13 protein-coding genes and 1 riboswitch are annotated in these 14,914 nt (G+C 44.8%); of the genes, 1 reads left to right on the forward strand and 12 read right to left on the reverse strand.

Going from position 1 to position 14,914, the window contains the following annotated elements:
- Positions 1-15: 15 nt before the first annotated feature.
- The 4 genes from flgF to ACZQK9_RS03610 form a co-directional block, all read right to left on the reverse strand.
- Positions 16-798: a flagellar basal-body rod protein FlgF gene (gene flgF / locus ACZQK9_RS03595; RefSeq protein ID WP_178018320.1), complete on the reverse strand. Its 783-nt coding sequence runs from the start codon at positions 796-798 to the stop codon at positions 16-18.
- Between the two features lie 14 nt (positions 799-812).
- On the reverse strand, positions 813-1,802 hold the full coding sequence (locus tag ACZQK9_RS03600) for a rod shape-determining protein (protein ID WP_178018321.1): 990 nt from the start codon (positions 1,800-1,802) through the stop codon (positions 813-815).
- A 34-nt stretch (positions 1,803-1,836) separates the two neighbouring features.
- Complete coding sequence (locus ACZQK9_RS03605; RefSeq protein ID WP_483269638.1) at positions 1,837-3,651, reverse strand: GAF domain-containing protein; 1,815 nt, start codon at positions 3,649-3,651, stop codon at positions 1,837-1,839.
- A 99-nt stretch (positions 3,652-3,750) separates the two neighbouring features.
- On the reverse strand, positions 3,751-4,638 hold the full coding sequence (locus ACZQK9_RS03610) for a hypothetical protein (protein ID WP_216507759.1): 888 nt from the start codon (positions 4,636-4,638) through the stop codon (positions 3,751-3,753).
- Positions 4,639-5,023: 385 nt separating this feature from the next.
- On the opposite strand from ACZQK9_RS03610, the gene ACZQK9_RS03615 reads away from it, so the two are divergent.
- Positions 5,024-5,743 (forward strand): hypothetical protein, encoded by a 720-nt coding sequence (locus ACZQK9_RS03615; protein ID WP_216507758.1) that lies wholly within the window; start codon positions 5,024-5,026, stop codon positions 5,741-5,743.
- A gap of 93 nt (positions 5,744-5,836) precedes the next feature.
- Here the strand turns inward: ACZQK9_RS03615 and metG are convergent, their stop codons facing one another.
- From metG to ACZQK9_RS03655, 8 genes are all read right to left on the reverse strand, one after another.
- Entirely contained in the window at positions 5,837-7,825 is a 1,989-nt protein-coding gene (gene metG, locus ACZQK9_RS03620) for a methionine--tRNA ligase (protein ID WP_483269639.1), read from the reverse strand.
- A 26-nt stretch (positions 7,826-7,851) separates the two neighbouring features.
- Entirely contained in the window at positions 7,852-9,156 is a 1,305-nt protein-coding gene (murA, locus tag ACZQK9_RS03625) for a UDP-N-acetylglucosamine 1-carboxyvinyltransferase (protein WP_483269640.1), read from the reverse strand.
- 88 nt (positions 9,157-9,244) lie between these two features.
- Positions 9,245-9,658 (reverse strand): aspartate carbamoyltransferase regulatory subunit, encoded by a 414-nt coding sequence (locus tag ACZQK9_RS03630; RefSeq protein ID WP_483269641.1) that lies wholly within the window; start codon positions 9,656-9,658, stop codon positions 9,245-9,247.
- A 295-nt stretch (positions 9,659-9,953) separates the two neighbouring features.
- Positions 9,954-10,916 (reverse strand): aspartate carbamoyltransferase, encoded by a 963-nt coding sequence (pyrB, locus tag ACZQK9_RS03635; RefSeq protein ID WP_483269642.1) that lies wholly within the window; start codon positions 10,914-10,916, stop codon positions 9,954-9,956.
- A gap of 141 nt (positions 10,917-11,057) precedes the next feature.
- The gene (locus ACZQK9_RS03640) at positions 11,058-11,558 is read right to left on the reverse strand and encodes a DUF5673 domain-containing protein (RefSeq protein WP_483269643.1); all 501 of its coding nucleotides are present in this window, start codon (positions 11,556-11,558) and stop codon (positions 11,058-11,060) included.
- Between the two features lie 12 nt (positions 11,559-11,570).
- Positions 11,571-12,506 (reverse strand): Rossmann-fold NAD(P)-binding domain-containing protein, encoded by a 936-nt coding sequence (locus ACZQK9_RS03645; protein ID WP_483269644.1) that lies wholly within the window; start codon positions 12,504-12,506, stop codon positions 11,571-11,573.
- Between the two features lie 102 nt (positions 12,507-12,608).
- Positions 12,609-13,796, reverse strand: a complete 1,188-nt coding sequence (gene metK, locus ACZQK9_RS03650) for a methionine adenosyltransferase (protein ID WP_483269645.1) — start codon at positions 13,794-13,796, stop codon at positions 12,609-12,611.
- A gap of 431 nt (positions 13,797-14,227) precedes the next feature.
- Positions 14,228-14,336: riboswitch (SAM riboswitch) on the reverse strand.
- An 87-nt stretch (positions 14,337-14,423) separates the two neighbouring features.
- Complete coding sequence (locus ACZQK9_RS03655) at positions 14,424-14,912, reverse strand: VanZ family protein (protein ID WP_483269646.1); 489 nt, start codon at positions 14,910-14,912, stop codon at positions 14,424-14,426.
- Positions 14,913-14,914: the final 2 nt, after the last annotated feature.

Below are 14,914 nucleotides of genomic sequence, written 5' to 3' on the forward strand. Positions count from 1 at the left end.
TCCTATCATCTTCCACTATAACCGTCCGATTTCATTGACTGCCTTGTCCAAGGTCTGATCGATTGTCTGAACCATCTTCTGATTCGTCTCATACGCCCTTGTAACTGCAATCATATCAACCATCTCTGTAACCATATTGACATTTGACATTTCGAGATATCCCTGATTGACTGTCACGTCCGCCTGTGTCTGTACGGCGCCATTCACCGCCTCATACATATTCTCACCATAGCTGGATAATGCATCGTAGCTCTGAAAGTCAACTAACTGCAGCTTTGCAACATAATTGTTGCCGGAATAAATCTCTCCCATCTGATTTACGCTGATCTTGACCAGATTTGCATCCGGAATCTGTATACGATTACCGCCTTCCGCCAGCACATAATCGCCATCCTTTGTCACAAGATAACCGTCCCTGGTTACAGTGAAATCGCCATCCCGCGTGTAGCGCGTCGTCGTTGTTCCACTCTTGTCTGTTGTGCTGATGGTAAAAAATCCGCTGCCGGATAATGCAAAATTGTACTGGTCTTCTGTCTGTCTGAAATTTCCCTGCGACATATCATAATATGTCTCGCCAATCTTCACGCCGAGATTTACGCCACCAATTCCCTGCTTCAGGTTCGGTCCGATCGTCGGATCATCAATCTTGACTGCCAACTGGCGGTCAAATGACTGTGATGTGACATCTACCTTTTTGAAGCCGGTCGTATCTGCATTCGCCATGTTGTTCGTAACAACATCCATTCTCTTTTCTTCATTGCGAAGTCCGGTCCAGGCCGTGTACAACCCTCTTACCATCGTTTCCCTGCTTTCTACTTTCGTTCACTCAAAAACTCAATATACTTTCCTGTGCCAATTGCCACTGCCGTCAGTGGCTCCTCAGCTGTCATCGTCGTGATACCGGTATTCTCCTCGATCAGATCTTCGAGTCCATGCAGCAATGCACCGCCACCCGTCAACACGATTCCACGGTCTGCGATATCCGCTGCCAGCTCCGGCGGTGTCCGTTCCAATACAGAATGTACTGCATCCACAATCTGGGATGTTACCTCGCGCAGCGCCTCCTCGGTCTCATCCGAAGATACCGTTACCGTCTTAGGAAGTCCCGTTACCAGATTCCGTCCACGGATATCCATGGATATATTCTCTGGTCGTTTATAACAAGTTCCAATATTGATCTTGATTTCCTCTGCCGAACGCTCACCTATCAACAGGTTATGACGCTTCCGCATGAATCGGACAATCGCATCATCGAAATCATCGCCAGCCACTTTGATTGAAGTCGAAACAACCACTCCATCCAGAGAAATAACCGCAATATCAGAAGTGCCTCCTCCGATATCCACGATCATATTTCCACAAGGTCTGGAGATGTCAATACCCGCCCCGATTGCTGCTGCAACCGGCTCCTCAATGATATACACATCTCTGGCTCCCGCCTGATAGGTTGCATCCTCCACGGCACGCTTCTCTACATCCGTAACACCGGATGGTACACAGACACTGATACGTGGTCTTCTTCCGAAGAAGCTCTTGCCAACTGCCTTCTGAATGAAATATTTCAACATCTTTTCTGTTGTTCTATAATCGGAGATTACACCTTGTCTGAGCGGACGGACCGCAATAATATTCCCGGGTGTTCTTCCGAGCATCAATCTTGCCTCTTCTCCAATGGCTTTGATCTGTTCGGTATCTCTGTCATAGGCAACTACGGACGGCTCTTTCAACACAACGCCCTTTCCTTTGACATAGACTAATATACTGGCAGTTCCCAGATCGATTCCAATATCTAAACTTGCCACGTCTTGTTCCTCCTATCTATATATCGGAAATTTCTTAATTATCCTTAGCTTTTTTCATAATAATCATGGTCGCAGCTCCACCCTGTAACCATTCGATTGGCACTTCCGTAATATCCATAATCTCATCCAGCGCCGGCACATAGCTGCACCAGTTTGTAACCTTACGTCCGGCAATATCCTTGCGGACACCATCCATATGCTCGAATTTATCACGCAGATTTTTCAGGATCTTGCGGCTGTCGCCACCAGTCAAATCATATCCAAGCATATCGTTCAATGCTTTGTTTGAGAAAAATACATATCCCGTATACAGATCACGGATAAAAATGCCCTCATGGAAACTATTGTATGTTTCTATGAGATGTTTATTCACATTTCGCACATTATCATCACCATCCGCATTCTCCAGCATATTCTGAATCAGCAGGGAAATATTCTGCGAGAAACGAAGCTCCTCTTTTGTCCAGATCCGCTCGGATTTGGACTCCGCAAAAATAAGGATACCATACAGCCTTCCTTCCAGATAGATTGGATATGCAATCTCTGCACGGAAATTATACCGCATCAGATTGATCACATCCCGCTGTGTCATATTCGTACAATCGAGCATACAGCAGCCATTGTCCCGCTTGATTGCATCCATCACAAGATACAGACGTTCCGGAAGCAAAGTCAGCACCTCGTCCCCCGGTGTCTCTCCGGATACATCAAAATAACTCCGCAACATATACGCTTTCGGATTTTCTTTATCAAATGTGTATAAGAACATGCGATCCAGATCCATATGCAGCGCAACTTCCCGCAAAGTCTCTGCGATGACCTGTTCTACATCTTCACTCAATTTACTGTTAATCTTTGACAGTGCATTGTTGACGATGCTTTGTCGTGCAAGCTCTTCACGCAGCTTCTTACCGGCACCACGGGACTTCGCTGACTCTACAATCGAGTTATAGCTTTGCAGTAAAAAGTCCGAAACAAGTTCTGCCGTTGACCAATGAAGATCGCAAAGCTGCTCCAGCTGTTTTGTCTCTTCCGGCGTATATGATCCGAGCACCCAAAACCCTTGCAGATTATCACCCACACAGATCGGAGCCATTGTCAGCTTACCATAGCCGCCTTCTTCACGGTCAAAGATGTGTGGCTTCAGTTCTTCCAGCACTGTCTTTTTCATCGTCTTGAAAAATTCTTTATATTTCGGTGTTTCAAACAAATCGTAAAAGTCACCCAGATCCGTCGCCGGGCCAACCGGCGTGGACTCAACCTTCCCGTTCTCATCCACAAAAACAGAATACAGATGTGCAAGCTGAGAAAATCCACTCATAACCATCTCCATCTTCTGAATCTGTGGAATCATCCCCGGATTGTCCAGCTTACTGATATTCATCGAGCCTGTAGGAGATATCTGCATTCTACTGCTCGGCTTCTCGATTGCCTGTTTGATCTCCGCCTTTTTTTCTTCTTCCTTCTCTGCAGAGATATCACGGATATAAAATTCTACTTCATATGTATTTTCCTCTTCCGATACAACTCCAATGCAGATATTGACCCTCGCCTGTCGAAGAACCCCATCATCTCCAACCATGCGATACTCATGCACATAGTCCTGTACGCGGTTATCAATCGCATTATGAATCGTCTTCATGACCATATCCCGGTCAGAAGGATATATATAGTCCTCTGACAACTTCAATCCCTTGTTCAGCATCTCAACATTCATGCCGATCTCGGATGCATTCGGTGAAATATAAACCAGACTGGAGCCCGGCATACCCACGATATATCGCTTAACAAGGACAATATATCCGGTTTTTTCAATTGCTTTTCTGAGGTATTTGTTTTCAATTACCATATAACCCTGCCCCCCTTATCGTATCATAAAGCATTGGTATCTAATAAGGCTGTCACACATTGTGCGACAGCCCCGTTTATACTGCTTTTCAAAATCCGACTAGTTGTTATTGATCTCTGGGAATGCCTGATCTGCAACCTTGATCGTGTTATCGACTGAAACAACTACATTATCAAGTGCCGCTTTCATCTGTGCCATATATTCACTTACACTCTCACATTCCCGCTTTACAGACATACGGATATTATACGCTTCATTTCTTGCCTGATTACGCATCTCCTCACACTCTGCAGTTGCCTCTGCACGCATATTGGCACAGGTTTCCTCTGTATGATCATTCAGTGACTGGCATGCACTCTCTGTCTCCGCACGAAGTTTATCAGTTTCTTCTCTTGTCTCGCGCTTCACACGTTCACACTCTGCATATGTGGATTCCTTGCGTTCCTGGCATTTGCTCTTTGTCTCTGCATCCAGTCTCTCACAGGCTGCAACTGTCTCTGCATGCATACGCTGACATTCTGCTGTTGTCTCTTCTGACATCTGACGGCAGGCGTCACTTGTCTCCTGTGTCTGTCTGTCACACTCTGCCTCTGTTGTTGCACGAAGTTCATCGCATTCCTTCTGTGTCTGCTTTGTCAGAGTATCCGCACTCTCACGTGCCTCCAGCAAAGTTCTGGAAATGGACTCATAACGGCTGGCTGATTCTTCCTCTCTTGTCTCATACGCTGCCATCTTGTCACGAAGCTGTGTTACCTCCACCTGCAGCTCATCATTCACCTTCTTCAAGTTCTCGATTGTGCTGGAAGATTCGTTCAGGTTCACCTCACGCATCGTATGAAGATTCTTGACTGTCTCAGACAGCTTTAATACGTTTGCCTTTAAATCTGCAACCTCTTTCTCGTGTTCTGCTGTCAATTCGTCTATATAATTTTCTACTGCCTTCTTGTCATATCCACCAAACGATGTGGTCTTCAAAGTTACATCCATTCTACAATTCTCCTTTCGAATGACTATTATCCAATATGTTTCTTAATTATACCATAAGAACTTCGTTTATGCATCATTTTTTTACAAGGGATTTCTGATTAATAATCTATATACAAATTGTTTTTAACGGACGTTTGAATTGACGATAATGGTTCACTCCGGTACCGCTCCCGCTTAGTTGCTCCGCGCAGCGGTACTAAATTCGTGTTTCACACTCATTAAGTACCGGCGGTCGCAAATGTCCCTTCGTAAATCCATTATCGTCAATTCAAACTATACATTAAAAGGATTAATAATAGTATGTGTGTATTGATATTTACTTTCACTTTATGATACACTAAGGATGTGCGTAATCATGCAAAAATTAATACGAGGTGATTTTTAAATGAACTTTGTCATGAAACATCATGCAAAAAAATACAAACGATTTTCTCTTTTTCCGATTTGTATGCTTTTAATTTTTTCTTTAACGGCTTGTACGGCAAATGTGGAGAAGCGGTATCAGACGTACATCAAGAGTTTGATTGCAATTAACTATCTTGGTGCAACCAAGGATTATATCGAGGCGTCCGGTGCCAATCAGGAGGATGCAGATGCACTTTATCAGGCTAACATTGATCTGCTTACGGATAATATCCTCACTTATTACAGTGTGAATATTGACGATGCGCCGGAGATGCGGGAGCAGTTTGAATCCCTTGCAAAGAATATCTACAGCAAAGTTAATTACAAAGTAGATAAGGCAAGAAAAGATGGCAGTGTCTATCTGGTAGATATAACTATTTATCCAATCAACCTGTTTGCACAGACATCCGCAGAGGTTACCGCTTATGTTGAAACCTTTAACAATGAAGTCAAGGCCGGAACCTACAACGATTATTCTCTGGCTGATTATGAAACTGTATTCGCACAGGGACTGATTGATATCTTAAATACCGGCTGTGAAAATATGACTTATGCGGACTCACAGGTCGTAACAGTTGAGATTATCGAAGATGGAAATAAATATTATATCAGCGACCGTGATTTTATGAAGATCGATGCTGCTATGATCAGTTCCGCGATTGTAACAGAAACCGGAACATCTACAGATACAGAACAATAAAACCCTATATATACCAAACGACCGGTTGGTTCGAAACCCAACCGGTCGTTTTTTATCTTCTATCCACACATCTGTAGATCTTTAATTATATTCCTAGCTGATCATCGCTCCAGCCGGCATATCCTTCTCTGCGGTAAGCAGTGCCAGATTTCCTTCGAAATCCTCGGCGCAAAGGAGCATACCTTCGGATAACACACCTGCCAGTTTTGTCGGTTTCAGATTCGTAATAACAACAACCTTCTTACCAACCATCTGCTCCGGTGTATAGTAATGCTTGATTCCGGATACAATCTGTAAGGTTCTGCCCTGTACCTTTACCTGAGAGCAAAGCAGCTTCTTAGACTTTGCAACTTCCTCACAGGAGATGATCTCACCCATCTGCAGCTGCATACGGCTGAATTCATCAATTGTGATCTCTTCTTTCACAACGGCATCGAGCGTCGGAATCTCAACTTTCTCTTCCTTCTTTGCCTTCTTCTCCGGCTTTGGCTCTTCTTCAACCACCTTGGATGGGAAACGCTTCTCGATCTCCTCGAGCATCTTTGGTGCATCGATTCTTGCGAAGAGAATCTCCGGCTGATCTGTTACCTTATTTCCGGATGGGTACAGTCCAAAGTTTGAAAGCTCTGTCACGCGGCGCTTGTCTGCATTGAGTTGCTTTAAGATCTTCTCGGAAGTCTCAGGCATATATGGCTCCAGTAAGCTTGCGCCGATCACGATGCTCTCTACCAGATTGTAAAGAACGGTATTCAGACGGTCTGCATTCTCCGGATCCCTGGCAAGTGCCCAAGGCATTGTCTCATCAATATACTTATTGCAACGCTTAAATAAAGCGAAAATCTCTGTAATCGCATCTGCCACGCGAAGCTTGTCCATGCATGCATTTACACGGAGTCTGGTGTCGGTTACAACTGCCTTCAAATCGTCATCGACCGGCTCATGCGCACCTGCGTTAGTGACAACACCGCCGAAATATTTATTGGACATGGAAATCGTACGGTTTACGAGGTTTCCAAGTGTATTTGCAAGTTCTGAATTGATTCGTTCAATCACAAGCTCCCATGAAATAACACCATCATTCTCAAATGGCATCTCATGCAGCAGGAAGTAACGAACGGCATCTACGCCGAACAAGTCTACCATGTCATCTGCGTAGATTACATTTCCACGGGACTTACTCATCTTTCCATCACTCTGGATCAGCCAAGGATGTCCGAATACCTGCTTCGGAAGCGGCTCTCCAAGCGCCATGAGGATACATGGCCAATAAATTGTATGGAAACGGATGATATCCTTACCGATCAGATGCAGATCTGCAGGCCAATAACGATGGTACAACTCGTCCGAATTGCCATCCACATCATAGCCAAGCCCTGTAATATAGTTGGTCAATGCGTCAATCCATACATATACGATATGTCCCGGATCAAAATCTACAGGAATACCCCACTTGAAGGATGTTCTTGATACGCACAGATCCTGCAGTCCCGGAAGGAGGAAGTTGTTCATCATCTCGTTCTTGCGGGACTCCGGCTGGATAAAGTCCGGATGTGTATTGATATGCTCGATCAGGCGGTCAGCGTATTTGCTGAGCTTGAAGAAATATGCTTCTTCCTTTGCCGGCTGTACCTCACGGCCACAGTCCGGGCATTTGCCGTCCACAAGCTGTGCTTTCGTGAAGAAGGATTCACAAGGTGTACAGTACATACCTTCGTACTCGCCCTTGTAGATATCTCCCTGATCGTATAATTTCTTGAAAATCTTCTGTACCTGCTTCTCATGATAATCATCCGTTGTACGGATGAATTTGTCGTAAGAAGTGTTCATCAGATCCCAGATACGCTTGATCTCAGCCGATGTCTCATCCACGAATTCCTTCGGTGTGGAGAGATTCTCAAATGCTTTAATCTCGATCTTCTGACCATGTTCGTCAGTTCCTGTCTGGAAACGTACGTCGTATCCGACGTATCTCTTGTATCTGGCAATGCTGTCTGCAAGTACAACCTCATACGTATTGCCTATATGAGGCTTACCAGATGTGTATGCGATTGCGGTTGTAATGTAGTACGGTTTTTTAGGCATATGAAACCCCTCCCTTATTTTTGTTTTTAACCCACTCTTAATTTAAATTTCTGGACATCGCGCTCGTCATCGACTACCTCGATCTGACCGCCAAGTCCACGAATTTTCCCATCGAAATCCTCGTAACCACGCAAAATATACTTGATATCGTCGATGGTGCTGAACCCTTCCGCTGCCAGTGCTGCGATGACAAGTGCGGCACCTGCACGAAGATCCGGCGCTACCAGATTGGCACCTGTATAGCCATCCACGCCGGTAATGACTGCAGAATTACCTTCTACCTTGATGCGTGCTCCCATACGGGAAAGCTCACCCACATATTTGAACCGGTTCTCGAAAATACTCTCCGTAATCACGCTCGTTCCCTGAGATAGTGCAAGCGTTACCGCCATCTGCGGCTGCATGTCTGTCGGGAATCCAGGATATGGAAGTGTTTTAATCTGTGTTGCTTTGAATCTGCCGTCCGCCATAACGCGGACTGCGTCATCATATTCGATTACGCGCGCACCAATCTCATTCAGCTTGGAAGAAATTGCTTCTAAGTGCTTTGGAATTACATTTTTGATGAGAACATTTCCCTTTGTTGCTGCTGCCATCGTCATAAATGTTCCCGCTTCAATCTGGTCAGGAATAATGGAATATTCCGTCCCTCTCAGCTTCTGAACACCACGGATACGGATGACATCCGTTCCGGCACCCTTGATATTTGCTCCCATGCTGTTCAGGAAGTTCGCCACATCTACGATATGTGGCTCCTTCGCAGCATTCTCAATCGTCGTCTTGCCCTCTGCAAGCACGGCTGCCATCATGATGTTGATGGTTGCGCCAACTGTTACCACATCGAGATAAATATGGTTTCCAATCAACTGGTCTGCTTTCGCAACGACCTTTCCACCATTTACAATCTCTACTTTCGCTCCAAGTGCTTCAAAGCCCTTGATATGCTGGTCGATCGGACGCAGTCCAATATCACAGCCACCCGGCAATGCAACCTGTGCATAATTGTATTTACCAAGCAGAGCGCCAAGCAGATAGTAGGATGCTCGTATCTTTCGAATATATTCATCATCCACACAGACATCTTCTCCGGTTTTGATCGTTCCTCCGCAGATAGAAACTGTATGGTTATCAATGTATTTTACCTTAGCGCCAATTGTCTCGATTGCACGAAGTAATGTCTTTGTATCTTCTACATATGGTACATTCTCAATAATACATTCTTCGTCTGTCATGACTGCTGCTGCAAGGATTCCAAGTGCCGCATTCTTCGCACCTGCAATGGATACTTCTCCTTCCAGAACATTGCCGCCTTTTATAACATATTTTTCCATTTCACACCTCTGTGCTGCCAGTTATTTTTTACGCTACTAGCCCATAATCTTAATAATTATAACACATTCCATTTTTTTGTAAAGCTTTTTACTTATCTGCCTCACAATAAACGCACCGATAAATACGATTTTTTTCATCGGCTAATTTAAATATATGCACAATTCCCGGTTCTGTCGATGTGATACAGCGAGGATTTTTACATTTTTTCACATTAATCAGTTTTTTCGGCAATGCGAGCTTCTTTTTCTCAACCGTCTGCCCGTCTTTGATGATGCTGACTGTGATGTCCGGGGCGATGTATCCGAGGACGTCTAAGTTCACATCATATTCCTTGTCGATCTTCAGGATGTCTTTCTTACCCATTTTGCTGCTTTTTACGTTCTGCAGAATGGCAACAGAGCAGTCGAGCTTGTCGAGTTCAAGGTCATGGTAGACCTGGAGTGCCTTGCCTGCCGTAATATGATCCAGCACGATACCATTTTGAATACTATCTATCTTCATATGATTACCTCCTTCATGCAAATCGGATTTACCGTCTAGCACGTTGTTCATAATTACAGTTCATCGCAGACTCGCTCTCGCTCACTTCCACACGTAGCGGTACTAAATTCACGACTTCGTCGTTCATTAAGTACCGACGTGTTCCAATGGTCTGCTTATGAATCTGTAATTATAAACAACGCATCTACGCTTTGATTGATTTGCATTTGTCGTCATTTACCTTGTTATATTCCTGTGTGGGTTTTTTCACGCTTTTTTGTTCTTAAAAACACACCGCGTGGATTTCCCCAACGGGTTACTCCGGAATCTTCGCAAGCTTGTCCGCAGACAAGTTCAATTTTTCACCATTTGCCTTGAGCAGTGTCAGCATCAATGCCATACGCACGAATTTTCCGTTCATAACCTGACGGAAATAGCAGGCACGAGGATCATCATCAATCTCTACCGAGATCTCATTAACACGTGGTAGCGGATGCAGGATGGCAAGATCGGGCTTCGCAAGCTTCATTTTCTTTCCATCGAGAATATATGTATCCTTCAATCTGACATAATCCGCCTCATTGAAGAAACGTTCCTTCTGCACTCTTGTCATATAGAGCACATCGAGTTCGCCCATCACGTCTTCCATCGACTCTACTTCCTCATAAGGAATATTCTTTTCCTCAAGCACTTCGGAGATAATATAATCCGGCACGCGGAGTTCTTTCGGTGCAATCAGGATGAATTTGATGTTCTCATAACGAGACAATGCCTTGATTAAGGAATGTACGGTACGTCCAAACTTCAGATCGCCACACAGACCGATCGTGAAATTATCCAATCTTCCTTTCTCCCGCAGAATTGTCAGCAGATCTGTCAAGGTCTGTGTCGGATGGTTATGTCCACCATCCCCCGCATTGATGATCGGCACGCTGCTCACCATAGATGCCCGCATCGGTGCACCTTCCTTCGGATGACGCATTGCAATGATATCTGCATAACAGCTGACGACTCTCGTTGTGTCACCCACGCTCTCACCCTTCGTCGCAGACGAAGAAGCAGCCGAAGAAAAACCAAGTACATTTCCACCAAGCTCCATCATTGCTGATTCAAAGCTTAGTCTTGTTCTTGTACTTGGTTCAAAAAATAACGTTGCAAGTTTTTTCCCCTTACACGCTTCGCTATATGCTTCTTTGTCATCGATGATATCCTGCGCAAGCTTCAAAATACCATCAATCTCTTCCACGGTCAGGTCTGTTGAATCAATTACATGTTTCATTTCTTGTTTCCTCCATAATTATTACGCAGATGCCGATTGTGAAAAAGCAATCGGTACATCCGCGGTATTATGCTGTTTCTCCGGGATTGTACCCTGTGCATTTTCCCTGCTGCATCCGGGCATCCGCAATCCTGTGCTGTTTCAGGATGTGTGACCATCCTGCAGATTCTTAAGCTTCCGGACATTGTGCCTCTGAAATATTTCATCAATTGCAAACCGGTCTTCCCGATTGCAAACAAGGATATACGTTTTTCGATTCGCACGAATCTTCAGTACGATTACATTGCTGTCTTCCCCCTGGTTTTCCAGGAGGAAAGACCGCATGAATTCCCATTCAATAAATGTGGTTCCGACCAGCACACCATCTTCTGTGATGCCACTCTGTATCCGGGTGGACAGCACGATAAACAACACAAACATCAATACCGCAGGCACAAATATGTAGATTCTGAAATACACTAACACAACAAGTCCCACAAGCCCGAAGTTCGCATAGACGACCTCAGAGATATTTAATTTGTGATGCAGCCGGCTCTTTATGATAATTCCTGACTGTTTTTTCACAGCAGAGACGCAGACAAGCACGCCCGTGCCAAAGCCGAGGAAAAGCACAAACGCCAGTACTGAAAGCCACACATCCATATATTATACCACTTAGATTCCTTTTATCAATGTATACATGACAGCTTTTTCTGCATGTCTTCTGTTTTCCGCCTGATCAAGAATATGATTGAGATTCTTCATCTCGACTTCCTTTGAAATCTCGAACCCTACATGCATTGGCATGTCGTGGAAAACAAGTGCATGACTACCCTCTAAGAACTCGTCGTTCAGCTGATATGGCATCATCTTGTCCATAAGTTCTTTCTTCTTATCCTGATATGCAGGATCATTGAAGAACTCCATGTCAAGCCACGTATCAGTATAGCAGATATCCATATCCTTCACATACTTCTTCACTTCATCCATCGGCATATCCGGATCAAGCTCTACATAATAACCTGTCTTCTTTGCTTCCTCGTAGAATTCCGGTCCGCAGGCTGTATCATTTACAAGCGGAGTAAGTCCATACAATGTTCCCTGCTTCATCTTGGAGAAGAATTCAACCAGCGAATTGAATACGTTGTTCTTTGCACCGATATATAAGAACTTGACATTCAGGCTGCCGAATTTCTCGATAATCGTCAATGCATCAGCCAGAATCTGGCATGGATGATAAGAATTATCACATCCGTTGATAAATGGGACTGTTACGTTGTCTCCGAACAGCTCAACGGTCTCGTTTTTGACGAGACGTGCCATAATAATATCGACATTCCGGCATACGTACTTGATCTCGGAAACCGGCTCGCCAAGGACAAAATTGCTGTCTCTCCAAAGCTGGTTGTAGTAGGTTCCGCCAAGCTCTGTCATACCCGTCGTAAAAGAAAGAAATGTACGGGTGCTCGTCTTCTCAAACAATGTGTAAAGCTTCTTGCCCTCGAGTGCGTGGCTGTACTTCTCCGGATTCTTCTTCATATCCAGCGCAAGGTCAAGAATCTTCTGCAGCTCTTCCGCCGAGAAATTCTTGAAATTCAACATATTCTTCATGATATTTATCCTCTTTTCTTATCACAAATGCAAGGCACACGGACATAGTACGATATGCATGTCCGTGTCCCGGAATTTACTATATTCGTTCCTGCAGATATCCTACAAATATTTCTTCAGATCATCCACCTTATCGGTCTTCTCCCATGGAAGGTCGATATCGGTTCTTCCGAAATGTCCGTAAGCTGCTGTCTGCTTGTAGATCGGTCTGCGCAGATCAAGCATCTTGATGATGCCAGCCGGACGCAGATCGAAGTTCTCGCGGACGATCTCTACGAGCTTGTCATCTGCAAGTTTTCCTGTGCCAAATGTATCTACCATGATTGAGGTCGGTCTTGCAACACCGATTGCATAAGACAGCTGGATCTCACACTTTTCTGCCAGTCCGGCTGCCACAATATTCTTCGCTACATAACGAGCGGCATATGCTGCGGAACGGTCAACCTTTGTGCAATCCTTTCCGGAGAATGCTCCGCCGCCGTGACGTGCGTATCCACCATAAGTGTCTACAATGATCTTACGTCCGGTTACGCCGGAGTCACCGTTTGGTCCACCGATAACAAAACGACCGGTTGGGTTGATGAAGAACTTTGTCTCATCGTCAATCATATCCTGTGGAAGGACCGGATCAAACACATATTTCTTAATATCCTCGTGGATCTGCTCCTGCGATACATTCTCGTCATGCTGGGTAGAAAGTACAACTGCCTCTAATCTGCAAGGCTTTCCGTTCTCATCATACTCTACGGATACCTGTGTCTTGCCATCCGGTCTTAAATAAGAAAGTGTACCGTTCTTACGAACCTCTGTCAGCTTTCTTGCAAGCTTATGTGCCAGAGAGATTGGATATGGCATAAGCTCCGGTGTCTCATTCGTTGCATAACCGAACATCATACCCTGATCGCCGGCACCGATTGCCTCGATTTCCTCATCTGACATATGGTTTTCCTTTGCTTCGAGTGCCCTGTCAACACCCATTGCGATATCGGTTGACTGCTTGTCAAGTGCAACGATCACACCACAGGTATCGCAGTCAAATCCGTACTTTGCACGGTCATATCCGATCTCACGGATTGTCTCACGGACGATTGTCTGAATATCAATCTGTGCCTTTGTTGTGATCTCGCCCATAACAAGTACCAATCCGGTTGTTACGGCTGTCTCACAAGCGACACGGCTCATTGGATCCTGCGCCAAAAGTGCATCTAATACGGCATCACTAATCTGGTCACAGATTTTGTCAGGATGTCCTTCGGTTACTGATTCTGAAGTAAATAATAACTTCTCCATTTGTTCCTCCTTTTAATTTCGCTCTCCTTATGATGAAATATGCAGGCTATGGCTATATACGATGTCTATTATAATAATTTCACACAGACACGTTCGCACTCATAAAAACATGTCGCCTACGGCTCCATGTAGGTGTTCGCATTATGCTGACATGTGCACGCACAGTCAGCGCAATGCTCATTTTGCACATAGCGGATACTAAATTCGTGCTGCGCACTCATTAAGTACCGATGTGTTTTTAATGGTCTGTTTAGAAATTATTATATATAGACATCTCACTTTATCTATATGCACACAGACATTTTCATCACGGGTTTGCTTTACCTTGTGTATTATTGTGTTGTGTATATTGTGGTTGTCTCTTTATCCGCGGTAATTCATAAAAAGAAATCCGGTTGCAAGCAACCGGATTTGAAAGGCGTTATCAAATCTTCTTATTGCTCGACAACTTAATCTAAGTATCGCTCAGGTCGGCACCTTCCGTCTCCGGGGTTGCCGTGGCTTCTTCGTCCCTTATGACTCCACCACTCTGAATAAGAGAGACATGTCTAACATATATCATCTATTTCTGATTGTCAATGGTTTTATTTGTTATTTTCGTTGTATCTGCGCATAATCCGACGATTTTCATTTCTGTGCGCCATGCTTTTTGCGGATAACACGGAGCAGCATCGTCACAAGCATCCAAAGCAGCACCCCTACGGCTGCACCACAGCTGTCAAGCAGCACATCCTTTATCTGTCCGCTCCGTCCGGGTACAAACAACTGATGGAACTCGTCCGTCATCGCATACACGGTAGCGGTTCCCCATGCAAAAAACACAGACAGCTTTCGTTTCCGGTGGTCATCAAACCATGCACCACATAAAAGCATTGCAAAAACTGCATATTCTGTCGCATGTGCCAGCTTACGGATTGGGTGATCCACCTTCTCCGCAAACGCGAGCTGCGAATCTTCCGACCAGCTTTTGAAGTCTGAATGCACGATCCGGCCAAACTCCATGCCGACAGTGTAACTGTCCTCCGTTGATTCCACGCCATTTCTGGAAGAAAAGCAAAAGATCATAACCGCGAACAATGCCGACAATACGATAAACACCGTCTGTCGCTTCGACAACC

Source organism: Wujia sp., assembly GCF_056872695.1.

Coding starts and splice junctions, on each gene's coding strand:
- pyrB (WP_483269642.1), bottom strand. CDS start 10,916: ATGAAACATGTAATTGATTCAACAGACCTGACCGTGGAAGAGATTGAT.
- ACZQK9_RS03605 (WP_483269638.1), bottom strand. CDS start 3,651: ATGGTAATTGAAAACAAATACCTCAGAAAAGCAATTGAAAAAACCGGA.
- ACZQK9_RS03645 (WP_483269644.1), bottom strand. CDS start 12,506: ATGAAGAATATGTTGAATTTCAAGAATTTCTCGGCGGAAGAGCTGCAG.
- flgF (WP_178018320.1), bottom strand. CDS start 798: ATGGTAAGAGGGTTGTACACGGCCTGGACCGGACTTCGCAATGAAGAA.
- metK (WP_483269645.1), bottom strand. CDS start 13,796: ATGGAGAAGTTATTATTTACTTCAGAATCAGTAACCGAAGGACATCCT.
- metG (WP_483269639.1), bottom strand. CDS start 7,825: ATGCCTAAAAAACCGTACTACATTACAACCGCAATCGCATACACATCT.
- ACZQK9_RS03615 (WP_216507758.1), top strand. CDS start 5,024: ATGAACTTTGTCATGAAACATCATGCAAAAAAATACAAACGATTTTCT.
- ACZQK9_RS03640 (WP_483269643.1), bottom strand. CDS start 11,558: ATGGATGTGTGGCTTTCAGTACTGGCGTTTGTGCTTTTCCTCGGCTTT.
- murA (WP_483269640.1), bottom strand. CDS start 9,156: ATGGAAAAATATGTTATAAAAGGCGGCAATGTTCTGGAAGGAGAAGTA.
- ACZQK9_RS03630 (WP_483269641.1), bottom strand. CDS start 9,658: ATGAAGATAGATAGTATTCAAAATGGTATCGTGCTGGATCATATTACG.
- ACZQK9_RS03610 (WP_216507759.1), bottom strand. CDS start 4,638: ATGGATGTAACTTTGAAGACCACATCGTTTGGTGGATATGACAAGAAG.